Source organism: Streptomyces sp. NBC_00322, assembly GCF_036147535.1.
GTDB lineage: Bacteria > Actinomycetota > Actinomycetes > Streptomycetales > Streptomycetaceae > Streptomyces.
Genome location: NZ_CP108019.1, coordinates 7,440,356 through 7,460,053 on the forward strand (window position 1 = coordinate 7,440,356; position 19,698 = coordinate 7,460,053).

At 66.1% G+C, this 19,698-nt stretch carries 9 protein-coding genes and 3 rRNA genes; 8 read left to right on the forward strand and 4 right to left on the reverse strand.

The features are described 5' to 3' along the window. Nucleotides 1-42: 42 nt before the first annotated feature. The gene (locus OG905_RS34015; protein WP_328680323.1) at nucleotides 43-2,403 is read right to left on the reverse strand and encodes a glycoside hydrolase family 31 protein; all 2,361 of its coding nucleotides are present in this window, start codon (nucleotides 2,401-2,403) and stop codon (nucleotides 43-45) included. A 218-nt stretch (nucleotides 2,404-2,621) separates the two neighbouring features. On the opposite strand from OG905_RS34015, the gene OG905_RS34020 reads away from it, so the two are divergent. Continuing rightward, the gene (locus OG905_RS34020) at nucleotides 2,622-4,628 is read left to right on the forward strand and encodes an acetoacetate--CoA ligase (protein WP_328680325.1); all 2,007 of its coding nucleotides are present in this window, start codon (nucleotides 2,622-2,624) and stop codon (nucleotides 4,626-4,628) included. 29 nt (nucleotides 4,629-4,657) lie between these two features. Here OG905_RS34020 and OG905_RS34025 read toward each other — a convergent pair whose 3' ends face one another. After that, the gene (locus OG905_RS34025) at nucleotides 4,658-5,977 is read right to left on the reverse strand and encodes an aminotransferase class I/II-fold pyridoxal phosphate-dependent enzyme (protein WP_328680327.1); all 1,320 of its coding nucleotides are present in this window, start codon (nucleotides 5,975-5,977) and stop codon (nucleotides 4,658-4,660) included. A 137-nt stretch (nucleotides 5,978-6,114) separates the two neighbouring features. On the opposite strand from OG905_RS34025, the gene OG905_RS34030 reads away from it, so the two are divergent. After that, the gene (locus OG905_RS34030; protein ID WP_328680329.1) at nucleotides 6,115-7,323 is read left to right on the forward strand and encodes an MFS transporter; all 1,209 of its coding nucleotides are present in this window, start codon (nucleotides 6,115-6,117) and stop codon (nucleotides 7,321-7,323) included. Between the two features lie 17 nt (nucleotides 7,324-7,340). After that, a complete protein-coding gene (locus OG905_RS34035; protein WP_328680331.1) occupies nucleotides 7,341-8,255 on the forward strand; it encodes a hypothetical protein in 915 nt (304 codons plus the stop codon). 72 nt (nucleotides 8,256-8,327) lie between these two features. On the opposite strand, the gene ptsP is transcribed toward OG905_RS34035, so the two are convergent. Together ptsP and OG905_RS34045 are read right to left on the reverse strand one after the other, a co-directional pair. Beyond that, complete coding sequence (ptsP, locus tag OG905_RS34040; protein ID WP_328680333.1) at nucleotides 8,328-9,998, reverse strand: phosphoenolpyruvate--protein phosphotransferase; 1,671 nt, start codon at nucleotides 9,996-9,998, stop codon at nucleotides 8,328-8,330. A 76-nt stretch (nucleotides 9,999-10,074) separates the two neighbouring features. Beyond that, nucleotides 10,075-10,524, reverse strand: a complete 450-nt coding sequence (locus tag OG905_RS34045) for a PTS sugar transporter subunit IIA (RefSeq protein WP_328680334.1) — start codon at nucleotides 10,522-10,524, stop codon at nucleotides 10,075-10,077. Nucleotides 10,525-11,093: 569 nt separating this feature from the next. Here OG905_RS34045 and OG905_RS34050 point away from each other — a divergent pair. The 5 genes from OG905_RS34050 to OG905_RS34070 all read left to right on the forward strand — a co-directional run bounded on the left by OG905_RS34050 (nucleotide 11,094) and on the right by OG905_RS34070 (nucleotide 19,635). Further along, nucleotides 11,094-12,618: ribosomal RNA gene (locus OG905_RS34050) — 16S ribosomal RNA — on the forward strand. 313 nt (nucleotides 12,619-12,931) lie between these two features. Beyond that, a 23S ribosomal RNA gene (locus OG905_RS34055) occupies nucleotides 12,932-16,055 on the forward strand. A 95-nt stretch (nucleotides 16,056-16,150) separates the two neighbouring features. After that, nucleotides 16,151-16,267 (forward strand): 5S ribosomal RNA (rrf, locus tag OG905_RS34060). Together the 16S, 23S and 5S rRNA genes form the textbook arrangement of a ribosomal RNA operon. A gap of 151 nt (nucleotides 16,268-16,418) precedes the next feature. After that, nucleotides 16,419-17,027 (forward strand): CDP-alcohol phosphatidyltransferase family protein, encoded by a 609-nt coding sequence (locus OG905_RS34065; RefSeq protein ID WP_328680337.1) that lies wholly within the window; start codon nucleotides 16,419-16,421, stop codon nucleotides 17,025-17,027. Nucleotides 17,028-17,139: 112 nt separating this feature from the next. Next, on the forward strand, nucleotides 17,140-19,635 hold the full coding sequence (locus OG905_RS34070) for a mannose-1-phosphate guanyltransferase (protein WP_266488513.1): 2,496 nt from the start codon (nucleotides 17,140-17,142) through the stop codon (nucleotides 19,633-19,635). Nucleotides 19,636-19,698 lie beyond the last annotated feature (63 nt).

Genomic DNA, 19,698 nt, shown 5'->3' on the forward strand with positions numbered 1-19,698 from the left:
CGGCACCGGGTACCCGCGAACCCCGAGCCCCGCACCCCGGACCTACCCCCGCGCTCCCAACCCCCGCACCCGCACCCGCCACCTCGGCTGCGCCGACCCCCCGCCCTTCTGTTGCTTCACCACGACCCGTCCGTCCACCAGCCGTGTCGTGTACCGCTCCACTTCCGGCTGCTCCCAGCCGTCGCCCAGGTCCGTGACCACCAGGCCCCTGCCATTGCGGCCCTCCGCCGGTGCCCAGACCTCCAGCTCCATCCCGCCGTCATCCCCCCGCACCGGGATCACCGAGCCACCCCGCGCGAGTACGGGGATACGTGACAGCGGCGCGTCCACCAGCACCTGACCCGGGCCGTCGTACGCCCGGCCCGTCGCCGTGTCGTACCACCGTCCCCTCGGCAGCCGCACCGCCCGCCGGTCCGTCCCCCGCTCCAGCACTGGCGCCACCAGCAGCGCGTCGCCGAGCAGATACGCGTCCTCGCAGTCGCGCAGCACCCGGTCCTCCGGGCAGCCCCACCACAGCGGCCGCGCATACGGCGCCCCGGTCAGCCGCGCCAGATGCGCGAGGGTGACGAAGTAGGGGCGCAGCCGCTCCCGTTCGACGAGCGCGGCCCGCGCGTGCTCGAGGACCGTGGGCCCGAACTCCCACGGCTCCCTGCGCCCCGCGTCGATCGCCGCATGCGTACGGAACAGCGGCAGCAGCGCCCCCAGCTGGAACCAGCGCAGATACAGCTCCGGCGACGGACTGCCGTCGAAGCCGCCCACATCCGGCCCGGAGTACGGCACCCCGCACAGCCCGAGCCCCAGCACCAGCGAAAGCGAGGCCCGCAACCCCGGCCAGCCCGTGGACACATCACCGGACCAGGTGCCTCCGTACCGCTGCATGCCCGCCCAGCCGGAGCGCGAGAACAGGAACGGCCGCTCGTCGGGACGCAGCCGCCGCAGCCCCTCGTAGCCGGCACGGGCCATCGTGAGGCCGTACAGGTTGTGGGCCTCGCGGTGATCGCCACCCTGTCCGTCCAGCGCGTGCCGGGCGGACCGCGGCAGGGTCATGTCGCCGAAGGGCGTGAAGGACACGGGCTCGTTCATGTCGTGCCAGACGCCGGAGAAGCCCTGGGCGAGCCGCTCCTCGTACAGCTCTCCCCACCAACGGCGGGCCGCCGGATCGGTGAAGTCCGGATAGACGCTCTCGCCGGGCCAGACGACGCCACGGACCTCCTGGCCCGCCGCGTCCCGCACGAACACCCCCGCCACCGCACCGCTGTCGTACACCGCGTTCCCGCGCTCCGCCTTCACCGCCGGATCGACGATCGACACCAGCCGCACACCGTCGTCGCGCAGATCCTTCGCCATCCCCGGCAGATCGGGGAAGTGCTCGCGGTCGACGGTGAAGACCTGATGCGCGTCGTAGTGATCGATGTCGAGATGAACCGCGGACAGCGGCAGCTCGCGCTCCTGATAGCCCGCGACGATCCGGCGCACTTCCTGCTCGCTGCCGAACCCCCACCGTGCGTGCTGCGGACCGAGCGCCCAGGACGGCGGCACCGCGGGCGCGCCCGTCAGCTGGGTCCAGCCGGCCAGTACGCGCGTGGGTGTGCCCACCACGACCCAGCAGCGCAGTGGCCCGCCCTCCATGCGCACCTCGCTGGTGCCCGGCCGGTCGTGCCCGGAGCCCGCGCCTTCCTCGCCCTCCCGGAGGGTGACCCGGCCGTCCCAGGAGTTGTCGTGGAAGGCCAGATGGGTGCCCGCGTCGGCCACCACCAGCTGGACCGGCATGGTGATGTACAGCGGGTCGTCGCCGGGCTCGAAGCTGCCGCGCGGGTCGGTGTTCCACAGCCGGTACGAGCCGTCGCGCAGCCGCGGCCCGGACGCCCGGCCGCCGAGCCCGAAGAAGCGCGCGTCCGCGGGCACTTCGGTCCGCTGCACCCACCGAGCGGGCCCGCCCCGCACCGGCTCCCACCAGCGCGGTGGCAGATCCCGGCGCAGTACGACACCTCCGGGCGTACGGATCTCCACGGCGCCGTGTCGGGAGACCTCCACCGTCACGCGCTCCGACACCACACGCCAGCCCCCGTCCTTGTCGGGTTCCAGCTCCGCCCGCGGGTCCGGCTCGGGAGCGGCACCGGCGAGGGCGTACGAGGGTTCGGGCTCGGCGCCGTCCCAGCCCCAGAAGACCGCGCCGCCGGCAGCCACCCGGATCCGCAGTTGAGAACGGGCGAACCGGACGATCCCGCCGCCCGGCAGTGGCTCGGCCCCGGTGACCGGCCCGGGCACTCTGGCCCGTTCCGCACCTCTCGCCGGCAGCGCCCGGGCATCGGTCCGACGCTGTCGCCAGGCCGAGCGTGCCGCGCGCAGCCCCTGCATCGTTCCGAAGATTCTCACTGAGCGCACCAGACCACGACCGTCCATGCAGCTCAGCCTGCCATCCGCTCGTAGGTGCGCGGGGGTTTGTTCAACTCCCGTTCACCCGTGGTGGGAGCACATATTCCCTTGCCCGACCATGGGTGGGGAGCCCTGGTGCGAAAGACGATCACATGGCATCGTCCGTGTCAGCCGTGTCACGCGCACACCCCGCTCGTGCGCGCGAGACACGCACACACCGCGTAGAGCCACCCCGGAGACGCCCCATGACCTCAGCAGCGAACCCTGCCCCTCTGTGGCAGCCGGACCCCGACCGCATCGCCGCCGCCCGGATCACCCGCTTTCAGGCCTGGGCCGCCGAGCGCCACGGGGCCCCTGCCGAGGGCGGTTACGCGGCGCTGCACCGCTGGTCGATCGACGAGCTCGAAACCTTCTGGCGAGCGGTCGCCGAATGGTTCGACGTACGTTTCTCCACTCCGTACGAGCGCGTGCTGGCCGACCGGGCCATGCCCGGCGCCCGGTGGTTCCCCGGCGCCACCATCAACTACGCCGAGCACGCCCTGCGCGCCGCCGAGGAGCGCCCCCACGATCCGGCTCTCCTTCATGTGGACGAGACACATGAGCCGACCCCGATCAGCTGGTCCGAGCTCCGCCGCCAGGTAGGCGCGCTGGCCGACGAACTGCGCGCCCTCGGCGTACGCCCGGGGGACCGGGTCAGCGGCTATCTGCCCAACATTCCGCAGGCCGTCACCGCGCTGCTCGCCACCGCGGCGGTCGGAGCGGTGTGGACATCCTGCGCACCCGACTTCGGCGCCCGCAGCGTCCTCGACCGCTTCCAGCAGGTCGAGCCGGTCGTCCTGTTCACGGTGGACGGCTACCGCTACGGCGGCAAGGAGCACGACCGTACCGACACGGTCGCCGAGCTGCGCCGCGAGCTCCCCACCCTGCGCGCGGTGATCCACATCCCGCTGCTCGGCACCGAGGCCCCCGAGGGCGCTCTCGACTGGTCGGCGGTCACATCGGCGGACGTCGAGCCCGTCTTCGAGCAGGTCACCTTCGACCACCCGCTGTGGGTCCTGTACTCCTCCGGCACGACCGGGCTGCCCAAGGCCATCGTCCAGTCACAGGGCGGCATTCTGCTGGAGCACTTCAAGCAGATCGGCCTGCACTGCGACCTCGGCCCCGAGGACCGCTTCTTCTGGTACACCTCGACCGGCTGGATGATGTGGAACTTCCTCGTCTCCGGCCTGCTCACCGGCACGACGGTCGTCCTGTACGACGGCAGCCCGGGCTATCCCGACACCGCGGCCCAGTGGCGTATCGCCGAGCGCACCAAGGCCACGCTCTTCGGCACCTCCGCCGCGTACGTCATGGCCTGCCGCAAGGCAGAGGTCCACCCGTCGCGCGATTTCGACCTGTCCGCGGTCAAGTGCGTCGCGACGACCGGCTCCCCGCTCCCGCCCGACGCCTTCCGCTGGCTGCACGACGAGGTGGCCGACGACCTGTGGATCGCCTCCGTCAGCGGCGGTACGGACGTCTGCAGCTGCTTCGCGGGCGCGGTGCCGACCCTGCCCGTTCACATCGGCGAACTCCAGGCGGCCTGCCTCGGCACCGACCTCCAGGCCTGGGACCCCCAGGGCAAGCCACTCATCGGGGAGGTCGGCGAACTGGTCGTCACCAACCCTATGCCGTCCATGCCGATCCGCTTCTGGAACGACCCCGACGGCAGCCGCTACCGCGAAAGCTACTTCGAGATGTTCCCGGGCGTCTGGCGGCACGGCGACTGGATCACCATCACCGATCACGGCTCCGTCGTCATCCACGGCCGCTCCGACTCGACGCTCAACCGCCAGGGCGTACGGATGGGCTCGGCCGACATCTACGAAGCCGTCGAACGACTCCCCGAGATCCGCGAATCCCTGGTCATCGGCCTGGAGGAACCGGACGGCGGCTACTGGATGCCGCTCTTCGTCCACCTCGTCGACGGCGCCACTCTCGACGACGACCTGCGCGCCCGCATCAAGCGGACGATCCGCGAACAGCTCTCCCCACGCCATGTCCCCGACGACATCATCGAGGTCCCGGGCGTCCCGCACACCCTCACCGGCAAGCGCATCGAGGTCCCGGTGAAGCGCCTGCTCCAGGGCACAGCCCTGACGAAGGCGGTCAACCCGGGCTCGGTCGACAACCTGGAACTGCTGCGCTTCTACGAGAACTTGGCCCGCACCCGCGGATCAGGCCCGTCTGCCGGACAGTCCGGCTCGCCAGGCTGAGGTGCTGGGCCGGGCCCGGCCGAGACCCTCTACCCCCCGTACGTCGCCTCGGACTCGCCCAGCACCTCCGCGAAGTCCGAGGCGAGCAGCACCGCATCACTCGGCTCAAGACCCGCTGTCGAGATCCGTACACCCGGTCCCGAGGCGATCCGGAAGCGGAACCCGGCCGCGACCCACCAGCCCCTGGACCGCAGCCCGTTGACGACACCCGATTCGTCCACGACCGGCACCCACACATTCATCCCGCTCACCCCATGTGCGGCGATGCGATGCGAGCCGAGCGCAGCCACCAGCGCCCGCCGCCGCTCTCCATAGGCCGTACGCGCCTTGCCCACCAGCCCCATGGTGTCCCGATCGCTCATGAGGCCGAGCACGGTGCGCTGCAGCAGATGGCTGATCCAGCCCGAGGTCAGCAGCAGCCGACCGTCGTGCCGCGCCAGCGTGGTCGGATCGCACGCCGCCGCTGCCCACCGCAGATCCGTCCCCAGAAACTTGGTGACGGTCCGCACATGCGCCCAGCGTGAGAGCCCGCCCGCGGCAAGAGAGTTGAGCTCCGCGCCCGCGATGTCCGAGGCGTGATCGTTCTCGATCACCAGCACCTCGGGCGTCTCGCGCAACACCTCGACGAGCGCGTCGCGTCGCCCGGCCGAGAAGCATCCGCCGTACGGATTCTGGGCCCGCGGGCTGCACACGACCGCCCGCGCACCCGCCCGCACGGCCGCGGCAAGCGCCTCGGGACGCATGCCCTCGTCGTCCACCGGCACGGCCACCGACCGCAGGCCCAATGCCTGTACGAGATCCAGCAGGTGGTGGTAGCCGGGGTCCTCCATCGCCACCGTGTCGCCCGGCCGCAGCTCGGTGGACAGCAGTCGCGCCACACAGTCCAGTGCGCCGTGCGCGAAGGTGACATGCTCGACCGGCACCCCATGGCCGCCGATCCAGGCGCGTACAGCCTCCTCCAGCTCCGGCAGTCGCGGGGCCGAACGGTGCGAGCGGGCGCCGGGGGAGAGCTGCCCCGGTGGCAGCAGATCCGGCAGAAACGCCGGATCAGGGTGCCCCCCGGCCAGATCCCGGAGCCCCTCGGGCACCTTCGGAGGCCGCCGGGAAGCGACCGCGGGCGCGGCGGCGACCACGGTTCCGCCCCGCCCGCGCGTCACCACGACCCCGCGCTGCCGCAGCTCCTTGTAGGCCGTGGCGACCGTCCCGGCGCTCACCCCGAGATCGTCCGCGAGCCGCCGCACCGGCGGCAGCGCGTCGCCGGGCCCCAAACCGCCGTCCGCCACAGCCCGTTCGACGGACGCGGCGATTCCCTTGGCGGTCGTACCACTGATCGAATATTGTGTTGCCACGTAATGAACTATGTATCAATACATAACTCACGTCAAGGGGGGAACCGGTGAGCCTGCCGAAGAGCCGGGCAGCACTCGAAGACACACCCAAAGGCACACTCAAGAACCGCATCCCAGGCGGCCGTGATGGTCGCCGCATGCTTGCCATCACCATGGTCGACAAGACGGGCAACGGCCTGTGGACCGCCACGCAGGCCCTCTACTTCACCTACGTCACCGGCCTCTCCCTCACCGAAGTCGGCCTCCTCATTGCGCTGTCGGCCGGCGTCGGCATCGCCGGAGCACCGATCGCCGGCCGCGTCGCCGACCGGCTGTCCGTCACCCGCGTCCTGATCGCCGCACAGCTCCTGCGCGCCCTCGCCGGCCTGGCCCTGCTGACCACCGACCACTACGCACTGCTGCTCGTCTGCGCGGCCTTCGCCAGCGTTGGAGACCGCGGCGCGAACGTCCTCACCAAGCTCTACGCCACTCGCATCACGGGCTCCCAGCGCGTTCGCTATCAGGCCCTGAACCGCACCGTCGGCAACACCGGCTTCGCCATCGGCGGCCTGGCCGCCGCAGCCGCGCTCGGCATCGGTACCACCGCCGCGTATCAGTCCCTCCTCGTGGGCAACGCGATCAGCTCCCTCGCCGCAGCACTGCTCACCCTGCGCTGCGGTGACGCCCCTTCACCCTCGCGTGTCGTCACCGGCTCCGGCAGCGAGACGGTCCCGGTGAAGCCTGCGAACCCCTGGCGCGACCGTACCTATCTCCTCTATGTGGCCAGTGAGACGGTGCTCTTCCTCGACGACGCCGTCTTCATGGTCGGACTACCGCTCTGGATCGTGCACGCCACCGAAGCTCCGCACGGCCTGGCCCCGCTGCTCCTCGTACTGAACAACGTGATGGTCGTGGCGCTGCAGATCCCCATAGCCAAGTTCGGCGCCACGACGCGAGCAGCACGGCGGCTGCTGGTCCCCCTCGCAGCGGCCTTCGCCGTCGGCACCCTCGCCATGAGCGCCTCCGCGGTCGGCAGCCGGTGGCTCGCGATCACCGCCCTCGTCCTCGCCGCCGCCGCGCTCACCCTGGCGGAGATCATCCACGCCACCATCTCCTGGGAACTCTCTGTCGCCCTCGCCCCCGACGAGGCACAGGGCGCCTACCTCGGAGTGCATGGAGTGGCCGCATCGGCCCAGCGCAGCGCGGGCCCATTGATCGTCACCGGCGTCATCGCGGCAGGCCCCGCGGGCTGGGCCCTGATGGGGGCCGGACTGGTAGCCACCTGCTTCGCGCAGAGCGGTCTCGTACGGAACAAGCTGCCCGAAGCCCCGTTGTCAGTGCCGTCGATTACGGTGAGTCACCAGTAATCGACACAGGGGGAGACATGGCAAACACCAAGCAGTCCACGCGCCGGCGCAACAAGACCACCGCATCCCTGCGCCGCACCCTCCGCCGCGAAGTGCCCAGCACCGTGGGTCTCATCGCCGACGAGTACGACTTCAGCGCGATGCGCCAGTACCGCACCTTCACCTTCGACGACCACCCCACCTATCTCCGCCAGATCGAGGCGCTGCTCAAGACCCTGGCTTCCCGGCAGCTGCACACCACCGTCGCCCTCTTCGACCCCGAGGACTTCGCCGAGTACTGCACCGAGGCGGGCCTCGACCCCGACGCCGCCGCCAGCCGCAGCCGCTACACCGCCGCCATCGCGGCCCGCGGCGCCACCCTGGCGTACACCGGCCAGCCGGTCACCAGCCTGCTGCCCCAGCTGATCAACAAGGCAGTGCGCCAGGCCACTTGGGAGTACGCGACGATGCTCCTCGCCGACCTCGGGGACTGCGCCGACTGCGGCCAGGACATCGGCCGTGCCGCCTTCGACAGGGCTTCCAGCATTCTGATGAGCCTGCTCGAAGCGGCCGGACCGGGCAGACACCACATGGTCTGCAGCATCCCCGCCCCGGACGAACAGCTCGTCGCCGTCCTCCATGCCGAGGGTGCCGCCGACGCACAGGCCCAGTTGGACGCCTCGGAGGGCGCGGAGTTCGTGACCGTCCTCGCCACGGGCATCGCCCTCGAAACGCCCGGGGGAGTAGTTCTCCGTACGAGCGCAGATGGCACCCCCGACCGCCTGCACGGCTGGCGGCTCCACGAGCGCAGTCTCGTCCCGCTCACCGCGGGCGAGGTCTTCAGCGCCTACTGCACCGACGCCAACACCGGGGAGCCGCTGTCCCCGGAGCCCGGCGTCGAATACTGCGCGGGATTCGCCATCACCACCGACGACCGGGACAACCACCACTGAAACGCCGATGGGGCTTCCTGCCGCCCCCGGCAGGAAGCCCCATCGATCAACCATCGAGCCACGGCACACCGGCTACTCGCCGGAGAGCACCGCCTGCGCGGCGACCCGCGCCTCCTCGGCCGTGTCCGCGGCACGCGCCGCGGCGGCAGCGCGCTCGCACTGCGCGAGCGTGTACTTCGCCAGCGTCGCGCGGACGTACGGAATCGACGCGGCACCCATCGACAGCGAGGTCACACCAAGACCGGTGAGCACACACGCGAGCAGCGGATCGGAGGCAGCCTCACCACAGACACCACAGCTCTTGCCCTCGGCCTTCGCGGCCTCGGCCGACAGCGCCACCAGGTCCAGCAGCGCTGGCTGCCACGGGTCCTGCAGACGCGACACCGCACCCACCTGACGGTCGGCGGCGAAGGTGTACTGCGCGAGGTCATTGGTGCCCAGCGACAGGAACTCCACCTCCTGCAGGATCGAGCGCGCCCGCAGCGCGGCGGACGGAATCTCCACCATCGCACCGAACTTCGCCTGCAGCCCGGCCTCGCGGCACGCGTCCGCGAACGCCTTCGCGTCCGTGCGGTCCGCCACCATCGGGGCCATGACCTCGAGATAGACCGGCAGCCCGGCGACGGCCTTGGACAGCGCCGTCAACTGCGTACGCAGCACCTCCGGGTGATCCAGCAGGCTCCGCAGCCCGCGCACACCCAGCGCCGGGTTCGGCTCGTCCGCCGGAGTCAGGAAGTCGAGCGGCTTGTCCGCACCGGCATCCAGCACCCGCACGACCACCCTGCCCTCGGGGAAGGCCTCGAGAACCTTGCGGTACGCCTCGACCTGCTTCTCCTCCGAGGGCGCCTGCTTACTGTCGTCCAGGAAGAGGAACTCAGTACGGAACAGACCGACACCCTCGGCACCGGCCTCGACCGCGGCCGGCACATCGGCGGGCCCGCCGACATTGGCCAGCAGCGGCACCTTGTGCCCGTCGGAGGTCGCCCCCGGCCCACTGGAAGCGGCCAGCGCCGCCTTGCGCTCCGCCGCCGCCCTTTCCAGCTGACCCCGCTTCTCCTGGCTCGGCTCGACGAAGATCTCGCCAGTACTGCCGTCGACGGCGATGAGCGTGCCCTCGGCCAGCTCCTTGGCACCGGGCAGCGCCACCACGGCCGGCACTCCCAGTGCCCGCGCCAGAATCGCGCTGTGGCTGGTGGGCCCGCCCTCCTCGGTGACGAACCCGAGTACAAGTGCCGGGTCGAGCAGCGCGGTGTCCGCGGGCGCGAGATCCCGCGCGATCAGTACATACGGCTCGTCGCTGTCCGGTACACCGGGCATCGGCACACCGAGCAGCCGCGCCACAATCCGGTTCCGCACGTCGTCCAGGTCCGCCACCCGACCGGCCATGTACTCACCGGCACCCGCGAGCATCTCCCGGTACATGGCGAACGCGTCGTACACACCGCGCTCGGCAGTACTGCCGACGGCGATACGGCGCTCCACGTCGGCCATGAGTTCCGGGTCCTGCGCCATCATGGCCTGCGCCTCCAGCACGGCCTGCGCCTCGCCACCGGCCAGATTGCCGCGGGCAATAAGGTCTGCTGCCACGGCCTCCACGGCCTTGCGGGAGCGCCCCTGTTCACGCTCCGCGTCCTCGGGCCGAATCTGCTTGGCCGGCGGCTCGAGAACCGCCGTACCCATGTGCCGGACCTCGCCGATCGCCACACCATGGCTCACGCCGACGCCTCGCAGCGTTGTCTCCATTACACCCGTCTCCGATTGAGCGACGGCCCGTGCCGCCGCGGTGGATGTCCGACCAGCCGTCATTGCGACTCCGGCGTCACTGCCAGCCGAAGAGCGAGTCGCCGGCCTTGACGTCGCCGTCCTCACGGAGGTCGGAGAGGGAGTCGGCCGTGGCTTCGAGCGCCACGACGGGACAGATGGCGGACTTTCCGGCCTCTTCGACGGCCGACGGGTTCCAGCGCACAACTGCCTGCCCGCGCTGGACGGTGTCGCCCTTGTTGACGAGCAGTTCGAAGCCCTCGCCGTTGAGCTGGACGGTGTCGATGCCGAGGTGCGTCAGTACACCGTGCCCCTGGTCGTCGACGACGACGAAGGCGTGCGGGTGCAGGGAGACGATGATTCCGTCGACGGGGGCGACGGCCTCCGAAGGCTCACGCACGGGGTCGATAGCGGTACCGGGACCGACCATCGCACCGGAGAAGACGGGGTCCGGCACGGCAGCGAGTCCGATGGCCCGTCCGGCAATAGGGGACGTCACTGTGGTCATGGAGCCTCCCAGGGCGGAGATTCGTACGGCGTCGTCCCTGCTGTCCTGGACGACGCACTGTTCAGAAGGGTATGTCACTGGATGTCCCAGTTACGCCTGAGAGCTACCAGTTCGCGGACCTAGGGGCGCACCGGAAACGATTTGCCTCATCTCTCGGCGAGCTGTACTGTCGTACCCCTGCCTGGCCCCAACGCGACATTGAGTCGGGGGTCGGCAGCACCTATCAAGCCGAGATACTAACTGGTCTAAACCTCTGCCTGCCCGCAGGGCGGTGGTCAGGAAGACCGAAAAAGCCTGATAGTGTACGGAAACACCGAAGGGAAGCGCCCGGAGGGCCCGATGAAAAGGGTCTGAAGGAAGCGTCCGTTCCTTGAGAACTCAACAGCGTGCCAAAAGTCAACGCCAGATTGACAACCCCGGCCCATTTCGGTGGGTTGAGGTTCCTTTGAAAGTCCTGTCGGTCCTTTGTGGCGGGCAGGCAATGACACAGCGAGGACGCTGTGGACGATCGGTCTTATTCCGACCGGTCGTCCCGCTCTTGTGGTGTTCGACCCGATTACGGGTAAACATTCATGGAGAGTTTGATCCTGGCTCAGGACGAACGCTGGCGGCGTGCTTAACACATGCAAGTCGAACGATGAAGCCCTTCGGGGTGGATTAGTGGCGAACGGGTGAGTAACACGTGGGCAATCTGCCCTTCACTCTGGGACAAGCCCTGGAAACGGGGTCTAATACCGGATACCACCTCCCGAGGCATCTTGGGGGTTGAAAGCTCCGGCGGTGAAGGATGAGCCCGCGGCCTATCAGCTTGTTGGTGGGGTGATGGCCTACCAAGGCGACGACGGGTAGCCGGCCTGAGAGGGCGACCGGCCACACTGGGACTGAGACACGGCCCAGACTCCTACGGGAGGCAGCAGTGGGGAATATTGCACAATGGGCGAAAGCCTGATGCAGCGACGCCGCGTGAGGGATGACGGCCTTCGGGTTGTAAACCTCTTTCAGCAGGGAAGAAGCGCAAGTGACGGTACCTGCAGAAGAAGCGCCGGCTAACTACGTGCCAGCAGCCGCGGTAATACGTAGGGCGCAAGCGTTGTCCGGAATTATTGGGCGTAAAGAGCTCGTAGGCGGCTTGTCACGTCGGATGTGAAAGCCCGGGGCTTAACCCCGGGTCTGCATTCGATACGGGCTAGCTAGAGTGTGGTAGGGGAGATCGGAATTCCTGGTGTAGCGGTGAAATGCGCAGATATCAGGAGGAACACCGGTGGCGAAGGCGGATCTCTGGGCCATTACTGACGCTGAGGAGCGAAAGCGTGGGGAGCGAACAGGATTAGATACCCTGGTAGTCCACGCCGTAAACGTTGGGAACTAGGTGTTGGCGACATTCCACGTCGTCGGTGCCGCAGCTAACGCATTAAGTTCCCCGCCTGGGGAGTACGGCCGCAAGGCTAAAACTCAAAGGAATTGACGGGGGCCCGCACAAGCAGCGGAGCATGTGGCTTAATTCGACGCAACGCGAAGAACCTTACCAAGGCTTGACATATACCGGAAAGCATCAGAGATGGTGCCCCCCTTGTGGTCGGTATACAGGTGGTGCATGGCTGTCGTCAGCTCGTGTCGTGAGATGTTGGGTTAAGTCCCGCAACGAGCGCAACCCTTGTTCTGTGTTGCCAGCATGCCCTTCGGGGTGATGGGGACTCACAGGAGACTGCCGGGGTCAACTCGGAGGAAGGTGGGGACGACGTCAAGTCATCATGCCCCTTATGTCTTGGGCTGCACACGTGCTACAATGGCCGGTACAAAGAGCTGCGATGCCGCGAGGCGGAGCGAATCTCAAAAAGCCGGTCTCAGTTCGGATTGGGGTCTGCAACTCGACCCCATGAAGTCGGAGTTGCTAGTAATCGCAGATCAGCATTGCTGCGGTGAATACGTTCCCGGGCCTTGTACACACCGCCCGTCACGTCACGAAAGTCGGTAACACCCGAAGCCGGTGGCCCAACCCCTTGTGGGAGGGAGCTGTCGAAGGTGGGACTGGCGATTGGGACGAAGTCGTAACAAGGTAGCCGTACCGGAAGGTGCGGCTGGATCACCTCCTTTCTAAGGAGCACTTCTAGGCCGGCTCCGCCGGTCCAGAGGCCAGTACATCGGCGTACGTCCGATGCTGGTTGCTCATGGGTGGAACGTTGACTATTCGGCAGGTCTGACCAACTCGGTCTTCCAGTACTGCTCTTCGGAGCGTGGAACGGAGCCCGGGGCGGGAGACCTGCCGGGCGCGCTGTTGGGTGTCTGAGGGTACGGACTGAAACGTCTGGACCTTCGCGATGCCGGCCCCAGTGAACTCGCCCTGTTGGGTGGGGTGGTGGGTGGCTGGTCGTTGCTTGAGAACTGCACAGTGGACGCGAGCATCTGTGGCCAAGTTTTTAAGGGCGCACGGTGGATGCCTTGGCACCAGGAACCGATGAAGGACGTGGGAGGCCACGATAGTCCCCGGGGAGCCGTCAACCAGGCTTTGATCCGGGGGTTTCCGAATGGGGAAACCCGGCAGTCGTCATGGGCTGTCACCCGCTGCTGAACACATAGGCAGTGTGGAGGGAACGAGGGGAAGTGAAACATCTCAGTACCCTCAGGAAGAGAAAACAACCGTGATTCCGGGAGTAGTGGCGAGCGAAACCGGATGAGGCCAAACCGTATGCGTGTGATACCCGGCAGGGGTTGCGCATACGGGGTTGTGGGATCTCTTTGTCATCGTCTGCCGGCGATGAGACGAGTCAGAAACCGTTGATGTAGGCGAAGGACATGCGAAAGGTCCGGCGTAGAGGGTAAGACCCCCGTAGCTGAAACATCAGCGGCTCGTTTAAGAGACACCCAAGTAGCACGGGGCCCGAGAAATCCCGTGTGAATCTGGCGGGACCACCCGTTAAGCCTAAATATTCCCTGGTGACCGATAGCGGATAGTACCGTGAGGGAATGGTGAAAAGTACCGCGGGAGCGGAGTGAAATAGTACCTGAAACCGTGTGCCTACAAGCCGTGGGAGCGTCGCGCGCAGAGTTTACTCTGTGCGTCGTGACTGCGTGCCTTTTGAAGAATGAGCCTGCGAGTTTGCGGTGTGTTGCGAGGTTAACCCGTGTGGGGAAGCCGTAGCGAAAGCGAGTCCGAACAGGGCGGTTTAGTAGCGCGCTCAAGACCCGAAGCGGAGTGATCTAGCCATGGGCAGGTTGAAGCGGAGGTAAGACTTCGTGGAGGACCGAACCCACCAGGGTTGAAAACCTGGGGGATGACCTGTGGTTAGGGGTGAAAGGCCAATCAAACTCCGTGATAGCTGGTTCTCCCCGAAATGCATTTAGGTGCAGCGTCGTGTGTTTCTTGCCGGAGGTAGAGCACTGGATAGGCGATGGGCCCTACCGGGTTACTGACCTTAGCCAAACTCCGAATGCCGGTAAGTGAGAGCGCGGCAGTGAGACTGTGGGGGATAAGCTCCATGGTCGAGAGGGAAACAGCCCAGAGCATCGACTAAGGCCCCTAAGCGTACGCTAAGTGGGAAAGGATGTGGAGTCGCAGAGACAACCAGGAGGTTGGCTTAGAAGCAGCCACCCTTGAAAGAGTGCGTAATAGCTCACTGGTCAAGTGATTCCGCGCCGACAATGTAGCGGGGCTCAAGCGTACCGCCGAAGTCGTGTCATTCGTACATATATCCCCAACGGGAGTACGGATGGGTAGGGGAGCGTCGTGTGCCGGGTGAAGCCGCCGCGTAAGCGAGTGGTGGACGGTTCACGAGTGAGAATGCAGGCATGAGTAGCGATACACACGTGAGAAACGTGTGCGCCGATTGACTAAGGGTTCCTGGGTCAAGCTGATCTGCCCAGGGTAAGTCGGGACCTAAGGCGAGGCCGACAGGCGTAGTCGATGGACAACCGGTTGATATTCCGGTACCCGCTTTGAAACGCCCAGTATCGAGCCCATTAATGCTAAGGCCGTGAAGCCGCCCCGGAGCCTTCGGGCAAAGGGGAGTGGTGGAGCCGCCGAACCGAGGTGGTAGTAGGTAAGCGATGGGGTGACGCAGGAAGGTAGTCCAGCCCGGGCGGTGGTTGTCCCGGGGTAAGGGTGTAGGCCGTGTGATAGGCAAATCCGTCACACATTGAGGCTGAGACCTGATGCCGAGCCGATTGTGGTGAAGTGGATGATCCTATGCTGTCGAGAAAAGCCTCTAGCGAGTTTCATGGCGGCCCGTACCCTAAACCGACTCAGGTGGTCAGGTAGAGAATACCGAGGCGTTCGGGTGAACTATGGTTAAGGAACTCGGCAAAATGCCCCCGTAACTTCGGGAGAAGGGGGCCATCACTGGTGATCTGTCTTGCACAGTGAGCTGGGGGTGGCCGCAGAGACCAGCGAGAAGCGACTGTTTACTAAAAACACAGGTCCGTGCGAAGCCGTAAGGCGATGTATACGGACTGACGCCTGCCCGGTGCTGGAACGTTAAGGGGACCGGTTAGTCACATTTCGGTGTGGCGAAGCTGAGAACTTAAGCGCCAGTAAACGGCGGTGGTAACTATAACCATCCTAAGGTAGCGAAATTCCTTGTCGGGTAAGTTCCGACCTGCACGAATGGCGTAACGACTTCTCGACTGTCTCAACCATAGGCCCGGTGAAATTGCACTACGAGTAAAGATGCTCGTTTCGCGCAGCAGGACGGAAAGACCCCGGGACCTTTACTACAGTTTGATATTGGTGTTCGGTTCGGCTTGTGTAGGATAGGTGGGAGACTGTGAAGCTTGGACGCCAGTTCAGGTGGAGTCGTCGTTGAAATACCACTCTGGTCGTGCTGGATGTCTAACCTGGGTCCGTGATCCGGATCAGGGACAGTGTCTGATGGGTAGTTTAACTGGGGCGGTTGCCTCCCAAAGGGTAACGGAGGCGCCCAAAGGTTCCCTCAGCCTGGTTGGCAATCAGGTGTTGAGTGTAAGTGCACAAGGGAGCTTGACTGTGAGACCGACGGGTCGAGCAGGGACGAAAGTCGGGACTAGTGATCCGGCGGTGGCTTGTGGAAGCGCCGTCGCTCAACGGATAAAAGGTACCCCGGGGATAACAGGCTGATCTTCCCCAAGAGTCCATATCGACGGGATGGTTTGGCACCTCGATGTCGGCTCGTCGCATCCTGGGGCTGGAGTCGGTCCCAAGGGTTGGGCTGTTCGCCCATTAAAGCGGTACGCGAGCTGGGTTTAGAACGTCGTGAGACAGTTCGGTCCCTATCCGCTGTGCGCGTAGGAGTCTTGAGAAGGGCTGTCCCTAGTACGAGAGGACCGGGACGGACGAACCTCTGGTGTGCCAGTTGTCCTGCCAAGGGCATGGCTGGTTGGCTACGTTCGGAAAGGATAACCGCTGAAAGCATCTAAGCGGGAAGCCTGCTTCGAGATGAGGACTCCCACCCCCTTTGAGGGGTTAAGGCTCCCAGTAGACGACTGGGTTGATAGGCCAGATGTGGAAGCCCCGCAAGGGGTGGAGCTGACTGGTACTAATAGGCCGAGGGCTTGTCCTCAGTTGCTCGCGTCCACTGTGTCAGTTCTGAAGTAACGAACTGTCGAGTCCCCCCACGGTCACAGGGGGATTCCGGAATCGATATCTTCACAGTGTTTCGGTGGTCATTGCGTTAGGGAAACGCCCGGTTACATTCCGAACCCGGAAGCTAAGCCTTTCAGCGCCGATGGTACTGCAGGGGGGACCCTGTGGGAGAGTAGGACGCCGCCGAACAATTATTGTGGGAGAGCCCCGCACCTTCTGGTGCGGGGCTTTTCTGCGTTCAGGGGGCAATACCGCCGTCCTACCCCTGTGCATCCCGCGGCTGCGGCTGAGGGTAGGGTCAGGGAGCATCATTGGAACGTTCCGCACAGGAGGCCCCCGGGTGGAGGTCCAGGAGACCCGCGTCCAGACGGACCGGGTGCTCACCATCCCCAACATCCTCAGCATGGCGCGTCTCGCCGGTGTGCCGCTCTTCCTGTGGCTGATTCTCCGCCCCGAGTTCGGGGGGCCCAACAGCGATGGCTGGGCTTTGCTCGTACTGATGCTGAGCGGCGTCAGTGACTATCTCGACGGCAAGCTTGCGCGGCGCTGGAACCAGATCAGCAGTCTGGGGCGGCTCCTCGACCCGGCTGCGGACCGGCTGTACATCCTCTCCACTCTCGTCGGGCTGACCTGGCGCGAGATTCTGCCCATCTGGCTCACCGCCGCCCTATTGGCGCGGGAACTGATGCTGCTGGTGATGGTGGGAATCCTCCGCCGGCACGGCTATCCGCCGCCCCAGGTCAACTTCCTGGGGAAGGCAGCCACGTTCAACCTCATGTATGCGTTCCCCCTCCTGCTCCTGAGTGACGGGAGTGGGTGGCTTGCGTCACTCGCTGCTATTTTCGGATGGGCGTTCGCAGGATGGGGTACAACTCTGTATTGGTGGGCAGGGATCCTCTACGTGGTCCAGGTCCGCCGCCTCGTCAAGGCGGATGCAGTGGCCGATTGACCTCGTCGATGCCGTGCCGAGCAGTGTTGCCGGCCGTGCATGACGCCAAAGGGCCTCATTTGACGGGTCCAGTCGGCTAGACCGTCGTCTCTTCAAGGAGGACGCTTCCGACATGAAGGCCGTCGTGATGGCCGGTGGCGAAGGTACCCGACTTCGCCCAATGACCTCGAGCATGCCCAAGCCGCTCCTGCCAGTGGCCAATCGGCCGATCATGGAGCATGTCCTGCGCCTGCTCAAGCGGCATGGGCTCAATGAGACCGTCGTAACCGTGCAGTTTCTCGCCTCACTCGTCAAGAACTACTTCGGTGACGGCGAAGAGCTCGGGATGGAGCTCACCTATGCCAATGAGGAGAAGCCACTCGGCACTGCGGGGAGCGTGAAGAATGCCGAAGAAGCGCTGAAGGACGACGCGTTTCTCGTCATCTCCGGTGACGCGCTCACCGACTTTGACCTGAGCGACCTGATCTCCTTCCACAAGGAGAAGGGTGCACTGGTCACTGTGTGTCTGACGCGAGTGCCGAACCCTCTCGAATTCGGTATCACCATCGTGGACGAAGAAGGAAAGGTCGAGCGCTTCCTCGAGAAGCCGACCTGGGGACAGGTTTTCTCGGACACGGTGAATACGGGCATCTATGTGATGGAGCCAGAGGTCTTCGACTATGTCGAGGCCGATGTTCCCGTGGACTGGTCCGGAGATGTGTTCCCGCAGCTCATGAAGGAAGGCAAGCCGATCTACGGCTATATCGCCGAGGGCTACTGGGAGGACGTGGGCACCCACGAGAGCTATGTGAAGGCCCAGGCCGATGTCCTCGAGGGGAAGGTCGATGTCGAACTCGACGGATTCGAGATCTCTCCCGGTGTGTGGGTGGCCGAAGGCGCGGAGGTCCATCCGGACGCCGTGCTGCGCGGTCCGCTGTATATCGGCGACTACGCCAAGGTCGAGGCCGATGTGGAGATCCGCGAGCACACCGTCGTCGGGTCCAACGTCGTCGTCAAGAGCGGCGCCTTTCTCCATAAGGCCGTGATCCACGACAACGTGTACATCGGTGAGCACTGCAACCTCCGAGGCTGCGTGATCGGTAAGAACACCGACATCATGCGTGCCGCACGTATCGAGGACGGCGCGGTCATCGGCGACGAGTGCCTTGTCGGCGAAGAATCGATTATCCAGGGCAATGTCCGGGTCTACCCGTTCAAAACCATCGAGGCCGGCGCCTTCGTCAACACCTCGGTCATCTGGGAGTCTCGTGGCCAAGCGCATCTCTTCGGGGCCCGCGGAGTGTCCGGAATCCTCAATGTCGAGATCACGCCCGAACTGGCCGTGCGGCTGGCCGGTGCGTATGCCACCACCCTCAAGAAGGGGGCGACGGTCACCACGGCGCGTGACCACTCCAGGGGTGCCCGTGCGCTCAAGCGTGCCGTCATTTCCGCGCTGCAGGCCAGCGCCATCGACGTACGCGACCTGGAGAACGTGCCGCTGCCCGTGGCGCGGCAGCAGACCGCCCGCGGCAGTGCCGGCGGCATCATGATCCGCACGTCTCCCGGTGTGCCGGACTCCGTCGACATCATGTTCTTCGACGAGCGCGGCGCGGACCTCTCGCAGGCCGGTCAGCGGAAGCTGGACCGGGTGTACGCGCGCCAGGAGTACCGGCGGGCCTTCCCCGGCGAGATCGGGGATCTGCACTTCCCGTCCAGCGTCTTCGACTCGTACACCGGATCCCTGCTGCGCAATGTCGACACCTCCGGCATCGCCGAGTCGGGTCTCAAGGTCGTCATCGATGCGTCCAACGGCAGCGCCGGACTGGTTCTGCCGAGCCTCCTCGGACGGCTCGGCGTGGACGCCCTGGTCATCAACCCCGGGCTCGACGAATCGAGGCCGACGGAGTCGGCCGACACCCGGCGGTCCGGACTGGTGCGGCTGGGCGAGATCGTGGCCTCCGCCCGGGCGGCCTTCGGGGTGCGTTTCGACCCCGTCGGTGAGCGGCTGTCGCTGGTCGACGAACGAGGACGCATCATCGAGGACGACCGCGCGCTGCTTGTGCTGCTCGACCTGGTGGCGGCGGAGCGGCGCAGTGGGCGGGTGGCGCTTCCGGTGACCACGACGCGGATCGCCGAGCAGGTCGCCGCGTACCACGGCACACAGGTGGAGTGGACGACCACCTCGCCCGACGATCTGACGCGTGTCGGGCGCGAGGAGACCACGATCTTCGGTGGTGACGGCCGAGGTGCCTTCATCATTCCGGAGTTCAGCAGCGTCTTCGACGGCTCGGCGGCCCTTGTACGGCTGGTCGGGCTCGTGGCCCGTACGCAGCTCACGCTGAGCCAGATCGATGCCCGCATTCCGCGGGCGCATGTGCTGCGGCGCGATCTGGCCACTCCTTGGGCGGTCAAGGGGCTGGTGATGCGGCGCGTCGTGGAGGCGGCCGGTGACCGGCATGTCGACACGACCGACGGTGTACGTGTGGTCGAGGCCGACGGTCGCTGGGTGATGGTCCTTCCCGACCCCGCGGAGGCCGTCACTCATTTGTGGGCAGAGGGGCCGGATGACGCTTCGGCGCAGGCGCTCCTCGACGAATGGTCCGCCGTTGTGGACAGCGCAGGTCACTGACGTGTGACGGGTGTGCCGGGAGTTGTCCGCAGACGGCTTCCGGCACACCGGTGGGGCCATTCG

Excerpts from the sequence above, each read along its gene's own strand:
- OG905_RS34015 (WP_328680323.1), bottom strand. The coding sequence starts at position 2,403 with ATGGACGGTCGTGGTCTGGTGCGCTCAGTGAGAATCTTCGGAACGATG.
- OG905_RS34020 (WP_328680325.1), top strand. The coding sequence starts at position 2,622 with ATGACCTCAGCAGCGAACCCTGCCCCTCTGTGGCAGCCGGACCCCGAC.
- OG905_RS34030 (WP_328680329.1), top strand. The coding sequence starts at position 6,115 with ATGCTTGCCATCACCATGGTCGACAAGACGGGCAACGGCCTGTGGACC.
- OG905_RS34035 (WP_328680331.1), top strand. The coding sequence starts at position 7,341 with ATGGCAAACACCAAGCAGTCCACGCGCCGGCGCAACAAGACCACCGCA.
- ptsP (WP_328680333.1), bottom strand. The coding sequence starts at position 9,998 with ATGGAGACAACGCTGCGAGGCGTCGGCGTGAGCCATGGTGTGGCGATC.
- OG905_RS34045 (WP_328680334.1), bottom strand. The coding sequence starts at position 10,524 with ATGACCACAGTGACGTCCCCTATTGCCGGACGGGCCATCGGACTCGCT.
- OG905_RS34070 (WP_266488513.1), top strand. The coding sequence starts at position 17,140 with ATGAAGGCCGTCGTGATGGCCGGTGGCGAAGGTACCCGACTTCGCCCA.